Source organism: Sinobacterium norvegicum, assembly GCF_923077115.1.
GTDB lineage: Bacteria > Pseudomonadota > Gammaproteobacteria > Pseudomonadales > Sinobacteriaceae > Sinobacterium > Sinobacterium norvegicum.
In genome coordinates, this window is the sequence record NZ_CAKLPX010000002.1 from 13,425 (window position 1) to 30,135 (window position 16,711).

The window sequence follows — 16,711 nt, forward strand, 5'->3', positions numbered from 1 at the left end:
CGGCTTTTTTATTGCGCGATTATACGGCTAACAGCGGCAAATCATCTTTCAGCTTGGGCAGCGGTACGGTCTGGAACTCGGCAACATGGTTGTCCGGCAGCTTGAATTCACAGTGACGCAAAAACTGATGGGTGAACAGCTTGGCCTGCATCGCGGCAAAGTGCATGCCGATGCATTTATGGGCACCGCCGCCAAATGGCATAAAGCAGAAGGGGTGGTTCTTCTGTTCCGCGCGGTCATCACCAAAGCGGTCGGGTTCGAACTCACCAGGACGAGTCCAGTACTCTTCCATCCGATTGGTAAACATGGGGAACTGGAAAATCATCGTATTAGCAGGCACTTTGTGGCCAGCTAATACGCAGTCGCTGATGGTGCGGCGCGCCATGACCATGACCGATGGGTGTAGACGCTGAGATTCGTTAAATACCCAGTCGAGCTGTTCCAGCTGACCGAGGTCCTCATAGTCTAAGAAGTTTTTGTCGAAGGCCTGGCCCTCTTCTCTCAGGCGCTGCTGCCACTCAGGCTGCTTGGCCAAATAATACATCATATGGGTCAGCGTACTGGTGGTAGTATCGTGGGCGGCGAAGAGTAAAAAACCTGCGTGGTCGAGAATCTCGTCGTCGCTGAATAAGGAACCATCGGGTTTGGTTTCCTTGCACATGAACGACAGCATATCTTTGCCATCCCCCTCGCGCCGCGATGGAATCAGTTTTAAAATATAGTCACGAAGATAGCGACTTCCTTTCATGCCGGTGTGAAATTTAAAACCGGGCATGTCGACTTGGTAGAGCCCCAACTGACCTTCGGTGCAGTCCAGAAAGGCTTTGGATAGCGCCGACGATTGATCGAGTGACTCCTCAACACCGTAAAATACCTTTAGTGCCATGCGCAAAAGTAGTTTTTTAATTTCAGGATAGAAACGAAAATCCTTATCCATTTTCCAACTCTTGATACCCTGCTCAAGCACTGGGTTCATCAGTTCAACATAGCCGCGCATGGCCGGGGTCTTAAAGCCCGTCTGCAAGATGCGACGCTGGAAGCGATGCTCATCAAAGTCGTGCATCAATAAGCCGAGACCAAAGAACGGCACCAGTGAGCGGTCATAACCCATGCGCGATGAAAAATTCTTATCGCGGTCGATCAGAATCTCTTTGGCGATATCGGGCCCCAGCGCGATTAAGCCTTTTTCGCGCCCCATTTGCCCCCGTGAGATGGCACCGTATTGCTGCCAGCGCTCGACTGTCATGAGGTGTAAATTTTTAAAAAGGTCGATGGTGTTACCGAGTACCGGTAAGCCGTAGTGGCCGGGAATATGTTTTAACTTGGTATTATTTTTAGCCGATTGATAATCGGGCTTAACAGACGCGTTCATATTTTTTTCTCTCTGTAACCTGGCCGGCGCTCTAAATGAATAGGGCGTCATGTTTTTTTTATTTTTTAAATGACTGTTCTGCTGAGCGAATTTCCTTGATGACCTCGGCAAACAGTTTGGTGTCAGTGCCATAGGCGATGGGGCTGACGCGCTGCACAACATCGCCGCGACTTTGTAGAATTTGCGAAGCCACATCTTTTGGCGTGCCGATGACGGCGATCGCGTTTAACAGTTTGTCGTCAATCAATCCGGCCATTGCTGCCCAGTCACCCTGCTTAGAGAGAGCGTGTAATTCAGCGCTGATGCCTTCGTAGCCAGCGTTTTCTAATACCGGAAGATAGGCCGGTGTCGAGGCATAGAAGGCGATTTGATTGCGGGCGGCGGCGGTGGCGGCCTCAATTTCTTGGTCGCTGAAGCCGGTGGCCATAATCACCTGAGCGGAGACGGCCACCTGTTTATCGACACCGGCTTTGGCAATACCCAATTGTAGATTTGGCAGGCTAAATGCGTTGAGAAACTGCGGCGTGTGGAATGGATGCACCATATAGCCGTCACCGACTTCACCGGCAACCTGGGTCATCAGCTTACCGATACCGGCAAGATAAATGGGTGGACGGCCAGCGGGGTTTGGTCCCGGGCTGAAGGTTGGCATCATCAGCGTGTGTTGATAAAACTCGCCGTCAAAATTTAGACGCTCGTTGGTCTCCCAGCTGTCCCAGATAGCGTGCACGGCCTGAACAAACTCACGCATACGGGCGGCGGGCTTCGACCATGGCATCGAATAGCGACGCTCGATATGAGCCTTCACCTGCGAGCCCATACCCATGATAAAGCGGCCACCGCTCATCATGTGCAAGTCGTAGCCGAGGTGGGCAACGGTCAACGGGCTGCGACCAAAGGCGACGGCAATACCGGTAATCAACTCAATCTCTTTAGCCTGTGCCGAGGCCATGGCCAGCGGCAGAAAAGGGTCGTGTTGGCCTTCAAAGGTATAAACGCCGTTATAACCGGCAGCCTGCAGTTCTTCAGCAAGTGGGCCGGCATCTGCGGGGTTGGCGACTAATAGTGACGCATCAATTTTTAAACTCATAACAAACTCCGCTGATTACTGCTTGTCTTCGTCAGCCAACCACCAGGTCGGCCAATCGTTATTGATAGAAGAGGTCCACGTCGGTGTGCGACGCTCCATAAAGGCAACACCACCTTCGATGGCATCGGGCAGGCCCATTGACTGGTGCAATAGTTTTGTTTCCAGCGCTTCCATCTGCTCGGCTGACATATCATGACTCTGCCACATCAGCTGCTTCGCCAAGCCGACGACCAGCGGGCTGGATTTTTCGGCCAGCGAGTAGGCGAAGGCCATGGCTGTCTCGAGTACCTGATCGGCCTCGACGACCTGCAGTGCCAGGCCTTTTTCGTGGGCCTGTTCGCCGGTCATTTTTTGGCCGGTCAGCATCAGTTCGAGGGCTTTTTCCATGCCAATTAGACGGGGCAGCAACCAGTGGGCGCAGCCGTCGGCAAGAACGCCACGCTGGGCCTGTAGCAAGCCGTATTTGCCTTGTTTACTCAGGAAACGGAAGTCTGCTTGTAGCGCTAAACTAAAGCCAACACCGATGGCGTGGCCGTTACAGGCGGCGATAACAGGCTTCTTCAATTGATAGGCCGGGGTGATTGGGCAGGAGGAAAAGCTCATGTCTTCCTGCTTGTCGAAGGTGTCGCCGCCGCCACTGAGATCGGCGCCGGCACAGAAGGCGGCACCAGCACCGGTGACAACGATGACGCGGACATCATCATCCGCTGCCAGTGCCAGCTGAGCCTGTTGCCACTCTTCACCCATGCCACCGGTAAAGGTATTCAGCGCCTCGGGGCGATTGAGGGTGATGACACCAACGCCGCGATCGATGGCGACTTTGATTGTTTTGTATTCCGTATCGGTGGTCATTTCAAAACATCTCGCAAATTTATTTATGGAACATAATAGCAGTCAATGTCCCAATTATGTATAGTTAAAAAACATTAATTGCATTGAGTTGCTTTTCAAGTAGGCTAGACCTTAACAAAAAATAGGTACATTTTCTTCGTAATGTCTTAATAGTTGCGGTGGTCTCATCTTTAATGGCGAGGCCAGAAAAGTTGGGGTCACCGTAGAATAGCCCGAAAGTCATTCGTGTCGAGAACCCAAAGAGTCATAGGTGAGGTGGTGTCAGCGATGAGCACACAGCAGGAAAAATCAGCCCTAGAAGGCTTTGCCATCGAGGTAACCCAGTGGCTGGACGATAATTGTCCGCTCTCTATGCGTCAGCCTGCCACCATGGATGACCTGGTCTATGGCGGCAAAAAGGCCGAGCTCAGCGCCGATCAGCAATTGTGGCTGGACCGCATGGCCAGCAAGGGCTGGACAGTCCCGACATGGCCCAGTGAATATGGCGGTGGCGGTCTCTCTGCGGCCGAGGCCAAGGTATTGAAAAAGGCCATGGCCAAGCTGGGTTGTCGCCCACCCCTGATTGGTCACGCGATTTGGATGTTAGGCCCGGCATTATTAGAGTACGGCAGTGAGCAACAGAAACAGCAGCATCTGCCGCAGATTGTGCGCGGTGAGATTCGCTGGTGTCAGGGCTATAGCGAGCCCGGCGCCGGATCTGATTTAGCCAATATCCGCTGTAAGGCCGTCGATCAAGGCGATCACTACCTGGTCAGCGGTCAGAAGAGCTGGACCACCGACGGCGATAAGTCCGACTGGATGTTCTGCCTGGTCCGCACCGATGACAGCGGCAAGAAACAACATGGCATCAGCTTTGTGTTGATCGATATGGATCAGCCTGGCATGGCCGTCATCCCCGTACCGCTGATTAACGGCACCGCCGATTTCTGCGACAGCTTTCTCGATAATGTCGTCGTTGCCAAGGACATGGTGGTCGGCGAGATCGACAAGGGCTGGTCGGTGGCCAAGGGCTTGTTAGTACACGAGCGCACGATGATGGCCGATCTACAGGCCTTTATGCCGAAGCCCAAATACAGTATCACCGAATTAGCCGGTCTTTATGCCAAAAACCACAGCACGACCCAGGCATGGCGTGACGACTTAGCCAGACAGCAAATGGACGCTCATGCCCTCGGCCTAACCCAGGCCCGGGTGGCTGAAGAGAGCCGAGTCAACGGCTACGCACCGGCGGCGATGGCACTCAAATATATTGGCACCGAACTCGATCAGCAACGTGAAGAACTGGCGATGGCCATGTTAGGCAGTCAGGGCTTGGGCAACGAGGGCGAGGGCTTTGCACAATGTGAAGTCGACGCCACCAAGAGCTTCCTATTATCCAAGGCCTTGACCATTGGCGGCGGTACCTCTGAGGTGCAGCTTAATATGGTGGCCAAGCATCGGTTAAAAATGCCGGATTAATGACGACATAATCGAGGCGGAGCCTCGGCAAAACAACAGGCCGAGACAGGGCCGAGACAACAAAAATAGCGTAAAACGCAGGAGCAACAATGAACAACGACCTTTGTAAAAAACTCGGTATCGAGTCACCGATATTTGCCTTTACCCACTGCCGCGACGTCGTCGTCGAAGTCAGCAAGGCCGGTGGCCTGGGTGTTTTGGGCGCGGTGGGTTTTACCGTCGAGCAGCTCAAGGCCGAACTCGATTGGATCGATGCCCATATTGGCGACAAGCCCTATGCCGTCGACATTGTTATTCCTCAGAAATATGAAGGCATGGGTGAGACTGATGTCGACACCATGCGTGAGCAGTTAGAAACGCTGATTCCCGATGGTCACCGCATCTTTGCCGAGCAACTATTAACAGCGCATGGCGTACCGAAAAGCCCGGACGATAACGGCCCCAAGGGTGGCCTGCAGGGCTGGACTGAGGCGACAGCGCTGCCGTTACTGCGCGAGGCGCTGACCCGTAAAAACGTGGTAATGATCGCCAATGCCCTCGGCACGCCACCGGTCGATATTATCGAAGAGATTCACGCCACCGGCCGTTTGGTGGGCGCATTATGTGGCAAGGTCAAGCAAGCGCTGTCGCACAAGAAGGCCGGTGTCGATATTATTATTGCCCAGGGCACCGAAGGCGGCGGTCATACCGGTGAAATTGGCTCGCTGGTACTGTGGCCACAGATTATTGACGCTGTTGGTGATACGCCGGTATTAGCCGCCGGAGGTATCGGTGACGGTCGCCAAATGGCGGCGGCCATGTGTTTGGGGGCCGCTGGCGTCTGGACTGGCTCGCTGTGGCTGGCGGTAGAAGAAGCTGAGGCCGACCCGGCCGAGAAAGCGTCTTACTTTAACGCCACCAGCGAAGACACCGTGCGCTCGCGCTCATGGACGGGCAAGCCCTGTCGTATGCTGAAGTCAGATTGGACCGAGGCCTGGGCAGCGGAGGACACCCCAGACCCTCTCGGCATGCCAATGCAGGGTATGGTGACCTTCGATGCGGTCAAGCGCACCAAGAACTATGCCGGTGTCGCCGATACGCAGAAGGTGGCGTTTAACCCTGTCGGCCAAACGGTGGGTTTGATCAACCAGCAGGAAAGCTGCCGCCAAGTTGTATTCAGGTTACTGAACGAATACGCTGATTCGGTCGAGCGCATTAACAGTTTTTTAGAAGACGCCTAACTCTAAAAGAGACATAATGATAAAAGCGTACCAATAGTTTGCCGGTGCGTTTTCATTTTTCAACGCAACAGACATCATTAGCAGCAGCTAATACTAGGAACAGACAATGATAAAAAAAATCGCACTGGCGGTATCGGCCATCACCCTGTCGATGTCAGCATCACTTTCCGTATTAGCGGCCAACATGCCGGAGAAAAACCAATTTTTAGCGGATTCGCATTACGCCCTAGGCCATGTTGATTCTGCCCAGCAAGATTCTGTACCACAGCGCGGCCCCGTCGATGTCAGCCGCCAACTCGATGCCAGTGAAATTGACTATGCCGCTGTTGGTCCCGCCCACTTTGGCTCGCTGACCTCATCAAAGTATGAAGACGGTCGTCGCGTCACCTGGAGCAACGGCCTCGACCGTATCGTCAAACTCGACCACGACACCTTTGAAGTGCTCGCCACCTATTATTTCCCCGAGCAGAAAAAGTGGACAATTGAAGAGGCTGACGAGAGCATCAACCATTTCAACGAGAGTAACCAGGGTTTGTTCGATATTTACCGGGGTTACAAAGACGCCTCGAAGATGCGCGACCTGTCGGCGGTGTATACCCTGCTCGATAAGGACAACAATTATTATGTGGGGAATAAAAAAGGCTCGATCGATGTCTATCGCGATAGCTATCCCGCCGACAGAAACTCTGCTATTACCCCGGCTGCCAGTTTTAAGCTGCCGGACAACCTCGGCTTTGTGATGACGCTGAACATGACCTACGACGGTTGGTTGGTGGTGGTGACTGAACACGGTTATCTGTTAACGGTGAAGCGTGATTTCAGCGAGTACCAGATGTTACGGATTAACCACGCCGAAGGAGCAGAAGACAAGGCCACCGGCCCCGCCGGTAAGGGCTGGGTGCGCAACGGCATGGCCATCGATCAAGACGGCGGTATCTTCCTCGCCTCGCAGGATCATATGCATAAGATCATCTGGAACGGTAAGACCCTGTCCCTTGATGAGGCCGACGGTGCCTGGTCGGTACAGTACCCCAACACGCTGGGCGAGGGCACCGGTGCCACACCGTCGTTGATGGGTTTTGGTGATGAGGACAAGTTGGTGATTATCACCGACGGTAATGACTTGATGAATGTGATGGCGTTTTGGCGCGATGACATCCCCGCCGACTGGACGCCGTTGGCCGGCAAAGACCCGCGTATTGCCGGCAGCCTGCCCGCCAGCATGGGCAGCCTCAACCTGACCGCGATTCAATCGGAGCAGTCGGTGGTGGTCTCGGGCTATGGTGCCCTGGTGGTGAATAATCAACCCAATAATGCCCCCTGGTACCTGCCTAAACAAGCGCAGACATTGCTGGTCGCCTTCCTCGGCTCAAGCCCGCAATACCAGCCCTATGGTGTGCAGAAATTCGCCTGGAACCCCGACAAGAAAGCGCTGGAGAACGATTGGGTCAACACCGAGGTCTCCTCGCCGAACAGCGTGCCCATCGTCAGCCAGGGCAGCAATCTTGTCTACCTCGTCGGTGCCCGTGATAACCAGTGGACACTGGAGGCGATGAACTGGGACAGCGGCGAATCGGCCTTCCATTATGTGATTGGCGATCAGCGTTATAACAGCCTGTTTGCCGGCACACTGCTGGATGAGAATGGCCGTGTTCACTTCGGCACCAGCTGGGGCCGGGTGCGGCTCAATACCGATCCCGCCAAGAGCGGTGTCGTGGTCGGCGCGCAATAATCCTTTTAGTATTATGCGTCCAGGGATGGGCGCATATTTGCAACAGACGAAGCGGCTGTGATTCATATCGGCGCAGCCGTCGGGTACAATAATAATAATTCGTCTGAAAAAGGTATCCTCGTGGCTTCCACTCGCACCGACAGCACTCGTAACAAAATATTTGACGCCGCTATTAGCTGCTATGCCGAGGCGGACGCCAGTCCTACCATCGAACAAATTCTCGCCATTGCCGGCGTGGGCAGAACCACCTTCTACCGTCACTTTAGCAACTTAGAAGATGTCATCGGTCAGGCCGTGGTACGCGATTTAGAATCGTTGATGAGCCGGGTCGAGAGCGAGGTCGGTTATTACCCCGAGGTGGAAGATAAAATTGTCGAGGGCATGATGTTTTGTCTGCGTGAATTACCTCGCCATCCAGTCATCCGTCTTATCTACACCGACTCGACGGCGATGATGTTCAACCGTATTGGCACCTACGAAGACAGTTTTAATCAGCTCGGTGCGCGTAATTCTGAGTTGGTTTATAACCTGGCCAAAGAGCAGGGTAAGATTCGCGAGGGGGTGGAATTATCTGACTTCGTCGAGTGGTGTACCCGTGTGTTGTTGTCGTTTTTAATGACCCCAAGTCAATACCATAACGATACTATTCGCATGCGCCAGACGTTAAAAAACTTCCTGGTCCCGGCTTTAATTGTTCAATAGCAATTCGCTTTATGGCTGTTATAGGCTAATAATAACGGAGTCACTGAGATCACATTCGGGTGTTTAAAACCCGACTTAAACCAGCAAGGATTGTTGTTTATGAAAAACTCTGTACTCATTAAACCCCTTGTCGCCGCGCTATTAACGCTGACGATTATCGGCTGTTCCAGTACCGAAGAAGAGCCTGTTGCCCCGGCCGAAGCCGAGCCAGTGGCTGAACCCGCAGTAGAGCCTCAGCAAGAGGCGGCGAAACCAATGGTTGGCATGGCAAACCCTGCCGCCGTCTTCTGCACAGACACCGGTGGTGAGCTGGTGCCACGAACCAATGATGACGGCAGCGAAGACGCGTACTGCAAACTGTCTGACGGCGGTTATATTGACCAGTGGGAATACTATCGCGCCCAGCATCATCGTCCCAAGGCTGATATGGCCAACCCGGCCGCCGTCTTCTGTGAGCAGAAAGGTGGCATGCTAAAGACCGAGACCGTCGACCAGGTAGCAACCACTTATTGCAACCTACCCGATGGCAGTGCGGTCGAGCAGTGGCAGTATTTCCGCGACAATCATCCGCAGAATTAATCGTCACCTGCACCATAAAAAAACGCACCTTAGGTGCGTTTTTTGTTTTTTAGTATTGAGAAATTAGGCTAAGAAATAATATCCGGCAAAGCCCGACCAGCTTAGCCCCAGCAATAGCCACGGCAGTAAGGCGTTGTTAGCTTTGCTGCTTGGCTCATCGACGACGGTATCCGCCGCTGCAGCAGCCTTAGCCTTGAGTTCCTGCTTGCGCTGTTTATCGCGATCCCGGGCCTTGGCCTTTTGCTGTTTCTTGTATTCGGCAATCCCCTTCTCGATACCCTGAGCAACCAGCTTGGTCTGCTCCTTGGTCTGGCCGGGTTTTTGGATCGACTTGGCGACTTTCATCGCCTCGTCCTTGGTCTGGTTGGAGTTGTGCTGAGCCATAATATCGGTACTTTGCGGTGTATTCTGCCATTGTATCACGGTGGTTGTTATGGCCGCTAAGCCATGAGTACTGCGCGAGAACCGCTGCCAATATCGTCGCAGAGGACGCCGTGAATACCTCCCTGTAGGCTCAGCGTCAGCATCCCTGCTGACGATGCCTCCGCGACGATATTGGCAGCTGCCGAGCTAATGTGGTCTGTTAGGAGGGGGTGGCCGAGTTCGTTGTAGTGGTTTTTACTCTGGCCCAAAATGTCTGCGCTGCTGCCAATACCCTCGCGGAGGACGCCGTGAATACCTCCCTGTAGGCTCAGCGTCAGCATCCCTGCTGACGATGCCTCCGCGACGATATTGGCAGCTGCCGAGCTAATACGGTCTGTTAGGAAAGGTAATGGCCGGCTCAGGCGTGGTGGTTTTTACTCTGACCCTAAATATCATGGGCTTGTTAGCCACTCAATAATGGAACAATTGTGTGATTAAGAAAGTTTGTTCCTTTTTCAGTATGGAGCCAAAAAAAGCCACCTAAATTCAAAAAGACAGTTACCCAATAAACAATTTTAAACTCTTCTTTACTCGATTTGTGACGTAGCTTGTTTTGAGCAAAGTAAGCGCCAGGCCAACCACCAAATGTAGAAAAAAGATGTAATGTGCTTTCTTTTGTTCTCCAGCGCCCATTTTGAGCAGCGGACTTATCAATTGCATAAGCGATAAATGTTATTAAACTCATTGCAACATACAGCCCTGCAACGATTACCGATAATTTTCCGACAACGATAAACGCCAAAAGTCCAATACAAAAAAGTATTGTAAAGGCTACGCCAAGTTTACTACCACCTTTAACTTTTCTTCGATCGCTTGCAGCCTTAGCATCTCTAGAAAATTTGATATTTGTAGCTTTGAACCGATTATTATTTTCTCGAACTAATTCGTAGATGATAACTTCACCATTAACTGGCCTACGTGAACGAGGCTTAAAAGCTTTAATGTGAACAAAAGCACGGTCGCCTCCCCCATTAGGCTCAACAAACCCGAACCCTTTATCATCATTCCAATTTATTACTTTACCTTGAAGCTTCATGCTCCCTCTCGGATTTGATGGCTAACGCCGCGCTTTGCGGCTGGTTTGGAGCGCAGCGGAAAATCAGTCCGATAACAGCGCCTTGTTAGATTCATTTAAAATACGCTGTATATCGCCTAGACACCCAGCCTTGTTCAAGAACTCCGTTTATTTCGACTTCGACTAGAAGCCATGAACGATGTGACTTATCTATTACTTCAGCCAGCGTGCCAATTGGCAAGTTTGTGATCACCTCTGACTTCATACTAGGCCCATCTCTAAAGTGAAGAGAATCCACTGTCGTGACCCTAAATCCGCTTAGTGCTGCTCGATCAAATTTTCGACTTGATGAACGGACAAAGGCTCTTACTTCATAAGGTGTTGTGACAGACTCAAGTTCCTTTCTGGCTTCAATCGCATTCGTCATCATATAGGCGGACAAGCAGCTTAGAAAAATAGGTAAAAAATAGTTGTGGTAAAGGTATAGTAAAATACTCTTGGTTTTCTCAGAGAGAGCATTAAAATCTGTGTGCGAAGATATTTCTTCGCTTATCTGGGCATCTATTTCTATAAGAGACTCATCAGATATCTCTTCGCCCCCCATTTCCGTGGTAAACGCCATGACAACACTTTCGGGAAACGGAGTGTTATTTAAACTTGCCAAGGCTTTAAACGAGGCTAAATTGCTGAGCTGAGATATTTGATTAAAAGCTTCAGATTGGTGTAGCGCGATTGATGCCATTTGGCTTGTTTTGGCAAGGTGCTGTAATTGCTTAGTGACTTCTGATTGCTGGAACGCAATTGTAGAGAGCCGAGTAGATTCAGCAACGGCTCTAAATGACTTCATGGCTTCTGACTCTTGCAGAGCCAGTGCTGCAAATTGATTAGACTCGCTGAACTTTCTAATCGACTTCATAGCTTCTGATTCATTGAAGGCAAGTGAAGCTAATCTACTGCTTTCTGCTGCAATACGAGCAGTCTTCATTAATTCTGATTCGTTAAAAGCCAATGATGCTAGCCTGGTGGTATCACTAAGCTTCCTTATTGATCGCATTGCTTCAGATTCCTGAAATGCCAATGACGCAATGCTCATTTGTTTTTCCATCCGCCGAATTGAGTCGAGCCAAGGAGGATTAATGAGCCTTTCAATACTTTTATCCATATTTTATTTAATCTTCTGCCTTAGTGTGATCCTAAGAATCTAACGCCTCAATAAAGGGCGCGCGTTAGCGTGTCCAGCCGAAGGCGACTTTGATTGAATTGTTAGGTATTTGGAACTACGCCCGAGCCTTGACAGTGAGGGCACGGGTCACCGGGCGGAAGAAGTAGTCTTGTCTGCAAATCCGCTTTATGTAACAGATTTTCTACAACAACCACATATTCTCCTTCAAACCTCTGATTATTTAGTGATAACTCTTGTAGTTGAGTGTTTAAAATACTTAGTGTTTTTGCGACATCTTCTTGACTCATAAGTCACTCCTTTTTATAAGCATTCATTTGTGCATAAGCATCGCCCATTTCTTTAGTTAGGGTCGACTTTCCTGTAACTCCAGTGCCGGGAATTTCTATTTCACATACTTTTAATGCATCATAAATAGATTGATAGTCCGTCCATGCCTGTGCATAAATAATATCTTTCTCGATTATGTCATGAAGCCAATACCCAGCTGTTAGCTGTAAGGCTCTTAGTGCATTATCAACTTGAGGCGTAATAGGGCTTTCAGGGTTTATAGCTCTTATTCCTTTCCAGGCAGCAACCAAATCTGTAGTGCCGGCCTTTTTAGTATGATCGTAAGCTGCTTGCGCTATTTCTCGGTTGCCTTTGTTACTTTGGATTGTATAAATCAGAGACCCTGCAGCAATTACCGCCGAGATAGATGCAATAATATCGGATGTATCCATAGTTGATACCTAACGCCAAAAGCAGCTGGCGGCGAAGCCGTCAGACTGCCTTGCCTTGTTAAAGCTATTGCTCATAGCCAGTTCGATGCCGCTGCTTAATTAACTCTGCACTCTCGCCGAATAGATGTTCAACTAGAGAATAGTCTGGATCAGGACAGCGTTTGATCAGGTTTATAAGCAGTTGGTTATCGTTATTCGAATATTTTATGACCGACCCATACCGTTTTAAGCGCTTATTATCTATAAGTGTACGAGCATAAGCAGGGAAGCCGCTCAAGAAATCATCAAGTTCAATTATAAGGTCATCAGTTAGTTTTATTGCTCGTTCAGTTATATCTATCAGCAGAGAAAGGTCAGCCGGGCTCACAAGCTCACCAAGTTTCTCTTCGTTCATATTTACATAAGCTTGGCTGCCGGTTTGAGCGATAATATGCTCTTTGATCGGTCTTTCTATTTGGTTTCTTTGCTTCCATAACTCCAAGCAGTAGTTATAGTTTAAAATCATCGATCTGATTCTAGTAATTTGGCTCCACTTGTTCGGTTCTTCAGGCTTGGCGCTTGCCTTCGGGATTATAAAAGATAAGTCATCATACCTTCCCGTTATCGGAGTGGCGTGGAATAAAATGCTGGGCACAGCACTAATCCTATGGAAGGGGTTTGCCGTTAATCCTTTTTGATAATTTCCCTTTATCGCTATTAGGGATGATCTCGCTTCCTCAGCCATCAAAGTCCATTTGTTGGCCGCATTCATCTTATCTTTCTCAATTTGGATATTTTCTTGGTGACGAATCGTAAAGTAGGCTATGCCTGCGCCAAGCATTGAAGTGAATAACGCACTTGCAACTGGAAAGACATAATCTTTGAATATGCCTGTCTCATTTTTCAAGCCTTTAATCGCATTAACTAGAAGTTCTGTTTCTTCGTGCATGTGCGGTACTTTCCTTGTGGGCTTTAACGCTTATTCTACTGACTAGTCGGTAATAACGAAAAACCTAGGAAGAGTCGGTATAACACCCTCATTCCCCCATAAAGCGGAACGTTCCGCCTATCACCCTTTTCAGTATTGCCGAATTACGCCAGTAAGTAGTTAATATTTATTGTTTATTAGCGAAGCAACTTATTCGACCAAAAATGAGCGGAATCGCACTTTTATTAATACCCTCCGCTGCAGTCGGTATAATCTGCCATTTTTATACATTCGTTTATGCCCTTATCTCACTGTAATTACAAGGTATTCTGAAATAACTTATAGTATTCTCGGCGTTATGCGGAAAAGGGGGGCAATAGTACTCTTTTTACTGTAATTATATGCAGTGTTTCTCGGTCCGACGAAACCGCCAAATCATACGATATGCCGCCTTACCCCGGCCGCGTAGTCGGTCATTCCCCGCGACTTCAAAAAGCGCAGCGACAGGAGCGGGGTGTGACCGACGGAGTGGCGTGCGAAGCGCTAGCCTCAAAAAGCGCAGCCCGATCATGGCGGCGGGGTGTGACCGACGGAGCGGCGTGCGACGTGCCGAACCCGTGTATTAACCTCAAAAAGCGCAGCCCGGTCACGGCAGCGGGGTGTGACCGACGGAGTGGCGTGCGAAGTGCCGAATCCGTGTATTAACCTCAAAAAGCGCAGCCCGGTCACGGCAGCGGGGTGTGACTGACGGAGTGGCGTGCGAAGTGCTGAACCTGAACCAGGGGGATGTCGGTGAGCTGCTGCATGATTTTCCTGTTTTATTAAACCCAATAAGGATTATTTAAAATCGTAGTTTAGGCCGGTGGCGACAAAAAGGCCTTGCTGCTCATAGAAGCCGATATTACTGCTGCGGTCATTGAACGAGGACAGTATTGAATAGCTGATATTGTTCCAGCCAAAGGGTTCGGCATAAAAATAGGCGAGGAACAGGGCGACTTTATTATCGTCTCGTGTTTGCTGAAACACCGGGTTGAAACCGTCGTATTCATGGCTTTCATAAGTCAGGTTGGCAATGACAGTATGGCGCCCCCTGGACGAGACTGTGCCGAGCTCGATACCAAAGGTATCGAAACTATAAGCCTCGCCGTCAGCTTTTCTGTCGAGGTGGTACAGGGTGGTTGTCATCAGTGTGCCGCGGGCCAGGGGGAAGGTGATGTCGCCGCCAATATAATAGTAGCGGGAGCCCCGTTGCAGCGCTGCCTGCTCATCGGCACTGAGGTTGAGGCTGGCGCCACTCTGCTCATCCTCGATGTCAGATTCACCATAGGCGACTTCAACGCCGAAGGGGGAGTCGACAATACCCTGCCACTTGGCCCTGACCACCGACAACTGTGCCTCTGTTTGGTCTCGCTCCTGCCCGGTTAAGAACGGGTCGGACCAGGTGTCGCTGTCGATTAAATTAGGCACGTAAGCAATCGTCAGATTGGAGCGTTTTGAAAACAGTCGACGGTAGCCCAGCTCTGGGCTGAATTGCCCCTGTACCGCCTTGGAGCGACTGACACCCACATAGGCCTGATCGACCAAGGAGTTGAAGGTGTAATAGAGGTTGCCGGTCAGAGCCGGCAACACCTTGCTGCTGCTGTCGGGGCTGTCCTCGAGGCTGTCGAGGGTTTGTTTGTCGTCATCGCCGGCGGCCATTAATGATTTTCCACCGGTATACATCACGCCAAATAAGATGTCTCCCGAAAAACCCGACTCCTCGGGCAGCGTGTTTCTGGCCATGGCCGAGGTTGTCAGCAATGCTGAGCAGAGTAGAACCGAGAGTGTTAAGCGCATTGAAAAACCTATACTGACGTCAAAAAATTATTGTTATAGCCGCTACAAATACTGGCTGTTATACCCTATACGATGGCGGTGAATAGACAGACCATCAGCCGGTATGAAATAGCCTGTATCCGCCTCCAACATCGTATGAAACTCACGGTTGATAGCCTGCCGAGGTAATAAACTGACCAAAGGTCTCACACCATATAATAACCGTATTAAAGTCGGCGGGGTCGATGTGTTGGGGTACCGACACAATAAAGTTATCGAAGGTGTCGACATCGCCGACGCGTACCATCGATGCTTTTAGGCGCTGGAAGTCGGCCTCGGTTTCAACGAACTGCGGCGACAGATACAGCTTGTAATCCGGCCCCGGCGCCAACGTACCCGCCAGTGAAATAGTCGCGGTATTAATCGACACCTCACCCTCGCCCCAGTGCAGCGCATCACTGTCGGCGCGCTCACGATCAAACTGGCCGACAAACATACGTGCCGTTGCCGCCTCGGCAACGGCGGCGTTATCGGGCGCCGTTGGGGCGGTGATAATAGGCAGTAGATAGATACCTAGGGCAAAACCAAAGCCGATGGCGATAAGGTGGCTAAGAAGTAGTGTTAGTGAGGTTGTTTTCTTCATTCTGCCGGGCTCGGTTTATCGGTTTTAGCGCAGCCCTGCACCAGGGCGATATGCCGAGATGAGGCGGGCTGACAGAGTGCCAAAATACTGCGTTGGCGATTTTCAGTGATTATTTTTTAGCGAGAAATAAGCCGACGGCAATACAAACGGCACCGCCGATATAGTGCAGCATGATTTTATCTGAGAACGATCCGGTCAGCGATTTACTGAACTGCGAGCTGACCGAGCCGGAGAGTTGATAGCCCCAAAAAATCAGACCGGCACCAACAACAAGCAAGATAATGGAGAGTAATTTCTTATTCATGGTCTTTCCCTATATGGATACTCTTAGCCACTATATCGGAATTTTTTATGAAAAAGAAAGCGGCAATAGAAATTACTCGCTGTCTTTTGGTTCGAGTTGAGGCGATCGCTCGATATCGTCGGCATCATGGCGAGTCGCTAGGCGAACAGCGCGATGATGCCTATCCGGGTAAGGGCGATCAGCCCTTGGGCTCGTCCTGCTCAGCCTGCCAGGCATCGATGGCTTCCTTGGCCGACCGAAAAGCATCGACACCGGCCGGCATGCCGCAGTAAACCGTCGAGTGTAATAACACCTCTTGAATTTCCTCTACCGTGCAGCCATTGCGCAGGGCGCCGCGCACATGGCCTTTGAGCTCGGTGGTCGCCTTCAGCGCCGCCAGTGTGGCGATGGTAATCAGGCTGCGGGTCTGCTTGCTGATGGCATCTCTCACCCACACCTCGCCCCAGGCATTGCGAGTGACTAATTCTTGTAGTGGCTGGGTAAAGTCGGTGGTGTTATCCAGCGCCTTGTCGACAAAGGCGTCACCCATGACCTCGCGTCTGACCGCCAAGCCTGCCTGGTATTTTTCGTTGTCCATGGTTACTGTGTCTCCAATAGAGAGGGCACGGATTCATCCGTGGTTGATGACTGATCAATGGCGCCGAATGCGCGTATTTTTACTGACCATAAAGGATTAAACGTTACAGTGGAAGGGCTT

At 50.8% G+C, this 16,711-nt stretch carries 19 protein-coding genes; 5 read left to right on the forward strand and 14 right to left on the reverse strand.

The window, feature by feature from the left end; translation table 11 throughout:
- Positions 1 to 19 precede the first annotated feature (19 nt).
- The 3 genes from L9P87_RS09040 to L9P87_RS09050 are packed head-to-tail and all read right to left on the reverse strand — an operon-like array spanning position 20 to position 3,314.
- On the reverse strand, positions 20 to 1,372 hold the full coding sequence (locus tag L9P87_RS09040; protein ID WP_237444408.1) for a cytochrome P450: 1,353 nt from the start codon (positions 1,370 to 1,372) through the stop codon (positions 20 to 22).
- 58 nt (positions 1,373 to 1,430) lie between these two features.
- Positions 1,431 to 2,462 (reverse strand): TIGR03617 family F420-dependent LLM class oxidoreductase, encoded by a 1,032-nt coding sequence (locus L9P87_RS09045; protein ID WP_237444409.1) that lies wholly within the window; start codon positions 2,460 to 2,462, stop codon positions 1,431 to 1,433.
- A 15-nt stretch (positions 2,463 to 2,477) separates the two neighbouring features.
- Positions 2,478 to 3,314 carry an enoyl-CoA hydratase-related protein gene (locus tag L9P87_RS09050; protein WP_237444410.1) on the reverse strand — a complete coding sequence of 279 codons (837 nt, stop codon included), beginning with the start codon at positions 3,312 to 3,314 and terminating at the stop codon, positions 2,478 to 2,480.
- Between the two features lie 267 nt (positions 3,315 to 3,581).
- Between L9P87_RS09050 and L9P87_RS09055 the strand changes: the two genes are divergently transcribed.
- The 5 genes from L9P87_RS09055 to L9P87_RS09075 all read left to right on the forward strand — a co-directional run bounded on the left by L9P87_RS09055 (position 3,582) and on the right by L9P87_RS09075 (position 9,005).
- Positions 3,582 to 4,772, forward strand: coding sequence for an acyl-CoA dehydrogenase family protein (locus L9P87_RS09055; RefSeq protein ID WP_237444411.1), 1,191 nt, complete (start codon positions 3,582 to 3,584; stop codon positions 4,770 to 4,772).
- An 89-nt stretch (positions 4,773 to 4,861) separates the two neighbouring features.
- Positions 4,862 to 5,992 carry a nitronate monooxygenase gene (locus tag L9P87_RS09060; protein ID WP_237444412.1) on the forward strand — a complete coding sequence of 377 codons (1,131 nt, stop codon included), beginning with the start codon at positions 4,862 to 4,864 and terminating at the stop codon, positions 5,990 to 5,992.
- A gap of 106 nt (positions 5,993 to 6,098) precedes the next feature.
- Positions 6,099 to 7,724 (forward strand): hypothetical protein, encoded by a 1,626-nt coding sequence (locus L9P87_RS09065; RefSeq protein WP_237444413.1) that lies wholly within the window; start codon positions 6,099 to 6,101, stop codon positions 7,722 to 7,724.
- 120 nt (positions 7,725 to 7,844) lie between these two features.
- The gene (locus tag L9P87_RS09070) at positions 7,845 to 8,426 is read left to right on the forward strand and encodes a TetR/AcrR family transcriptional regulator (RefSeq protein ID WP_237444414.1); all 582 of its coding nucleotides are present in this window, start codon (positions 7,845 to 7,847) and stop codon (positions 8,424 to 8,426) included.
- Between the two features lie 99 nt (positions 8,427 to 8,525).
- Positions 8,526 to 9,005, forward strand: coding sequence for a putative hemolysin (locus L9P87_RS09075; RefSeq protein WP_237444415.1), 480 nt, complete (start codon positions 8,526 to 8,528; stop codon positions 9,003 to 9,005).
- Positions 9,006 to 9,068: 63 nt separating this feature from the next.
- Here L9P87_RS09075 and L9P87_RS09080 read toward each other — a convergent pair whose 3' ends face one another.
- The 11 genes from L9P87_RS09080 to L9P87_RS09130 all read right to left on the reverse strand — a co-directional run bounded on the left by L9P87_RS09080 (position 9,069) and on the right by L9P87_RS09130 (position 16,591).
- A complete protein-coding gene (locus L9P87_RS09080) occupies positions 9,069 to 9,389 on the reverse strand; it encodes a DUF2956 domain-containing protein (RefSeq protein ID WP_237444416.1) in 321 nt (106 codons plus the stop codon).
- Between the two features lie 56 nt (positions 9,390 to 9,445).
- The gene (locus L9P87_RS09085) at positions 9,446 to 9,709 is read right to left on the reverse strand and encodes a hypothetical protein (RefSeq protein WP_237444417.1); all 264 of its coding nucleotides are present in this window, start codon (positions 9,707 to 9,709) and stop codon (positions 9,446 to 9,448) included.
- A 122-nt stretch (positions 9,710 to 9,831) separates the two neighbouring features.
- Positions 9,832 to 10,464: a DUF1294 domain-containing protein gene (locus tag L9P87_RS09090; protein ID WP_237444418.1), complete on the reverse strand. Its 633-nt coding sequence runs from the start codon at positions 10,462 to 10,464 to the stop codon at positions 9,832 to 9,834.
- Positions 10,465 to 10,555: 91 nt separating this feature from the next.
- A complete protein-coding gene (locus tag L9P87_RS09095) occupies positions 10,556 to 11,605 on the reverse strand; it encodes an SH3 domain-containing protein (RefSeq protein WP_237444419.1) in 1,050 nt (349 codons plus the stop codon).
- Between the two features lie 101 nt (positions 11,606 to 11,706).
- Complete coding sequence (locus L9P87_RS09100) at positions 11,707 to 11,913, reverse strand: hypothetical protein (RefSeq protein WP_237444420.1); 207 nt, start codon at positions 11,911 to 11,913, stop codon at positions 11,707 to 11,709.
- Between the two features lie 3 nt (positions 11,914 to 11,916).
- A complete protein-coding gene (locus tag L9P87_RS09105) occupies positions 11,917 to 12,345 on the reverse strand; it encodes a hypothetical protein (RefSeq protein WP_237444421.1) in 429 nt (142 codons plus the stop codon).
- Between the two features lie 64 nt (positions 12,346 to 12,409).
- Positions 12,410 to 13,273 (reverse strand): hypothetical protein, encoded by an 864-nt coding sequence (locus tag L9P87_RS09110; RefSeq protein WP_237444422.1) that lies wholly within the window; start codon positions 13,271 to 13,273, stop codon positions 12,410 to 12,412.
- 816 nt (positions 13,274 to 14,089) lie between these two features.
- Entirely contained in the window at positions 14,090 to 15,088 is a 999-nt protein-coding gene (locus tag L9P87_RS09115) for a DUF2860 family protein (protein WP_237444423.1), read from the reverse strand.
- Positions 15,089 to 15,230: 142 nt separating this feature from the next.
- Positions 15,231 to 15,710, reverse strand: coding sequence for a DM13 domain-containing protein (locus tag L9P87_RS09120; RefSeq protein ID WP_237444424.1), 480 nt, complete (start codon positions 15,708 to 15,710; stop codon positions 15,231 to 15,233).
- Between the two features lie 109 nt (positions 15,711 to 15,819).
- Positions 15,820 to 16,014, reverse strand: coding sequence for a DUF3185 family protein (locus tag L9P87_RS09125; protein WP_237444425.1), 195 nt, complete (start codon positions 16,012 to 16,014; stop codon positions 15,820 to 15,822).
- A 178-nt stretch (positions 16,015 to 16,192) separates the two neighbouring features.
- Positions 16,193 to 16,591, reverse strand: a complete 399-nt coding sequence (locus tag L9P87_RS09130) for a carboxymuconolactone decarboxylase family protein (protein WP_237444426.1) — start codon at positions 16,589 to 16,591, stop codon at positions 16,193 to 16,195.
- Positions 16,592 to 16,711: the final 120 nt, after the last annotated feature.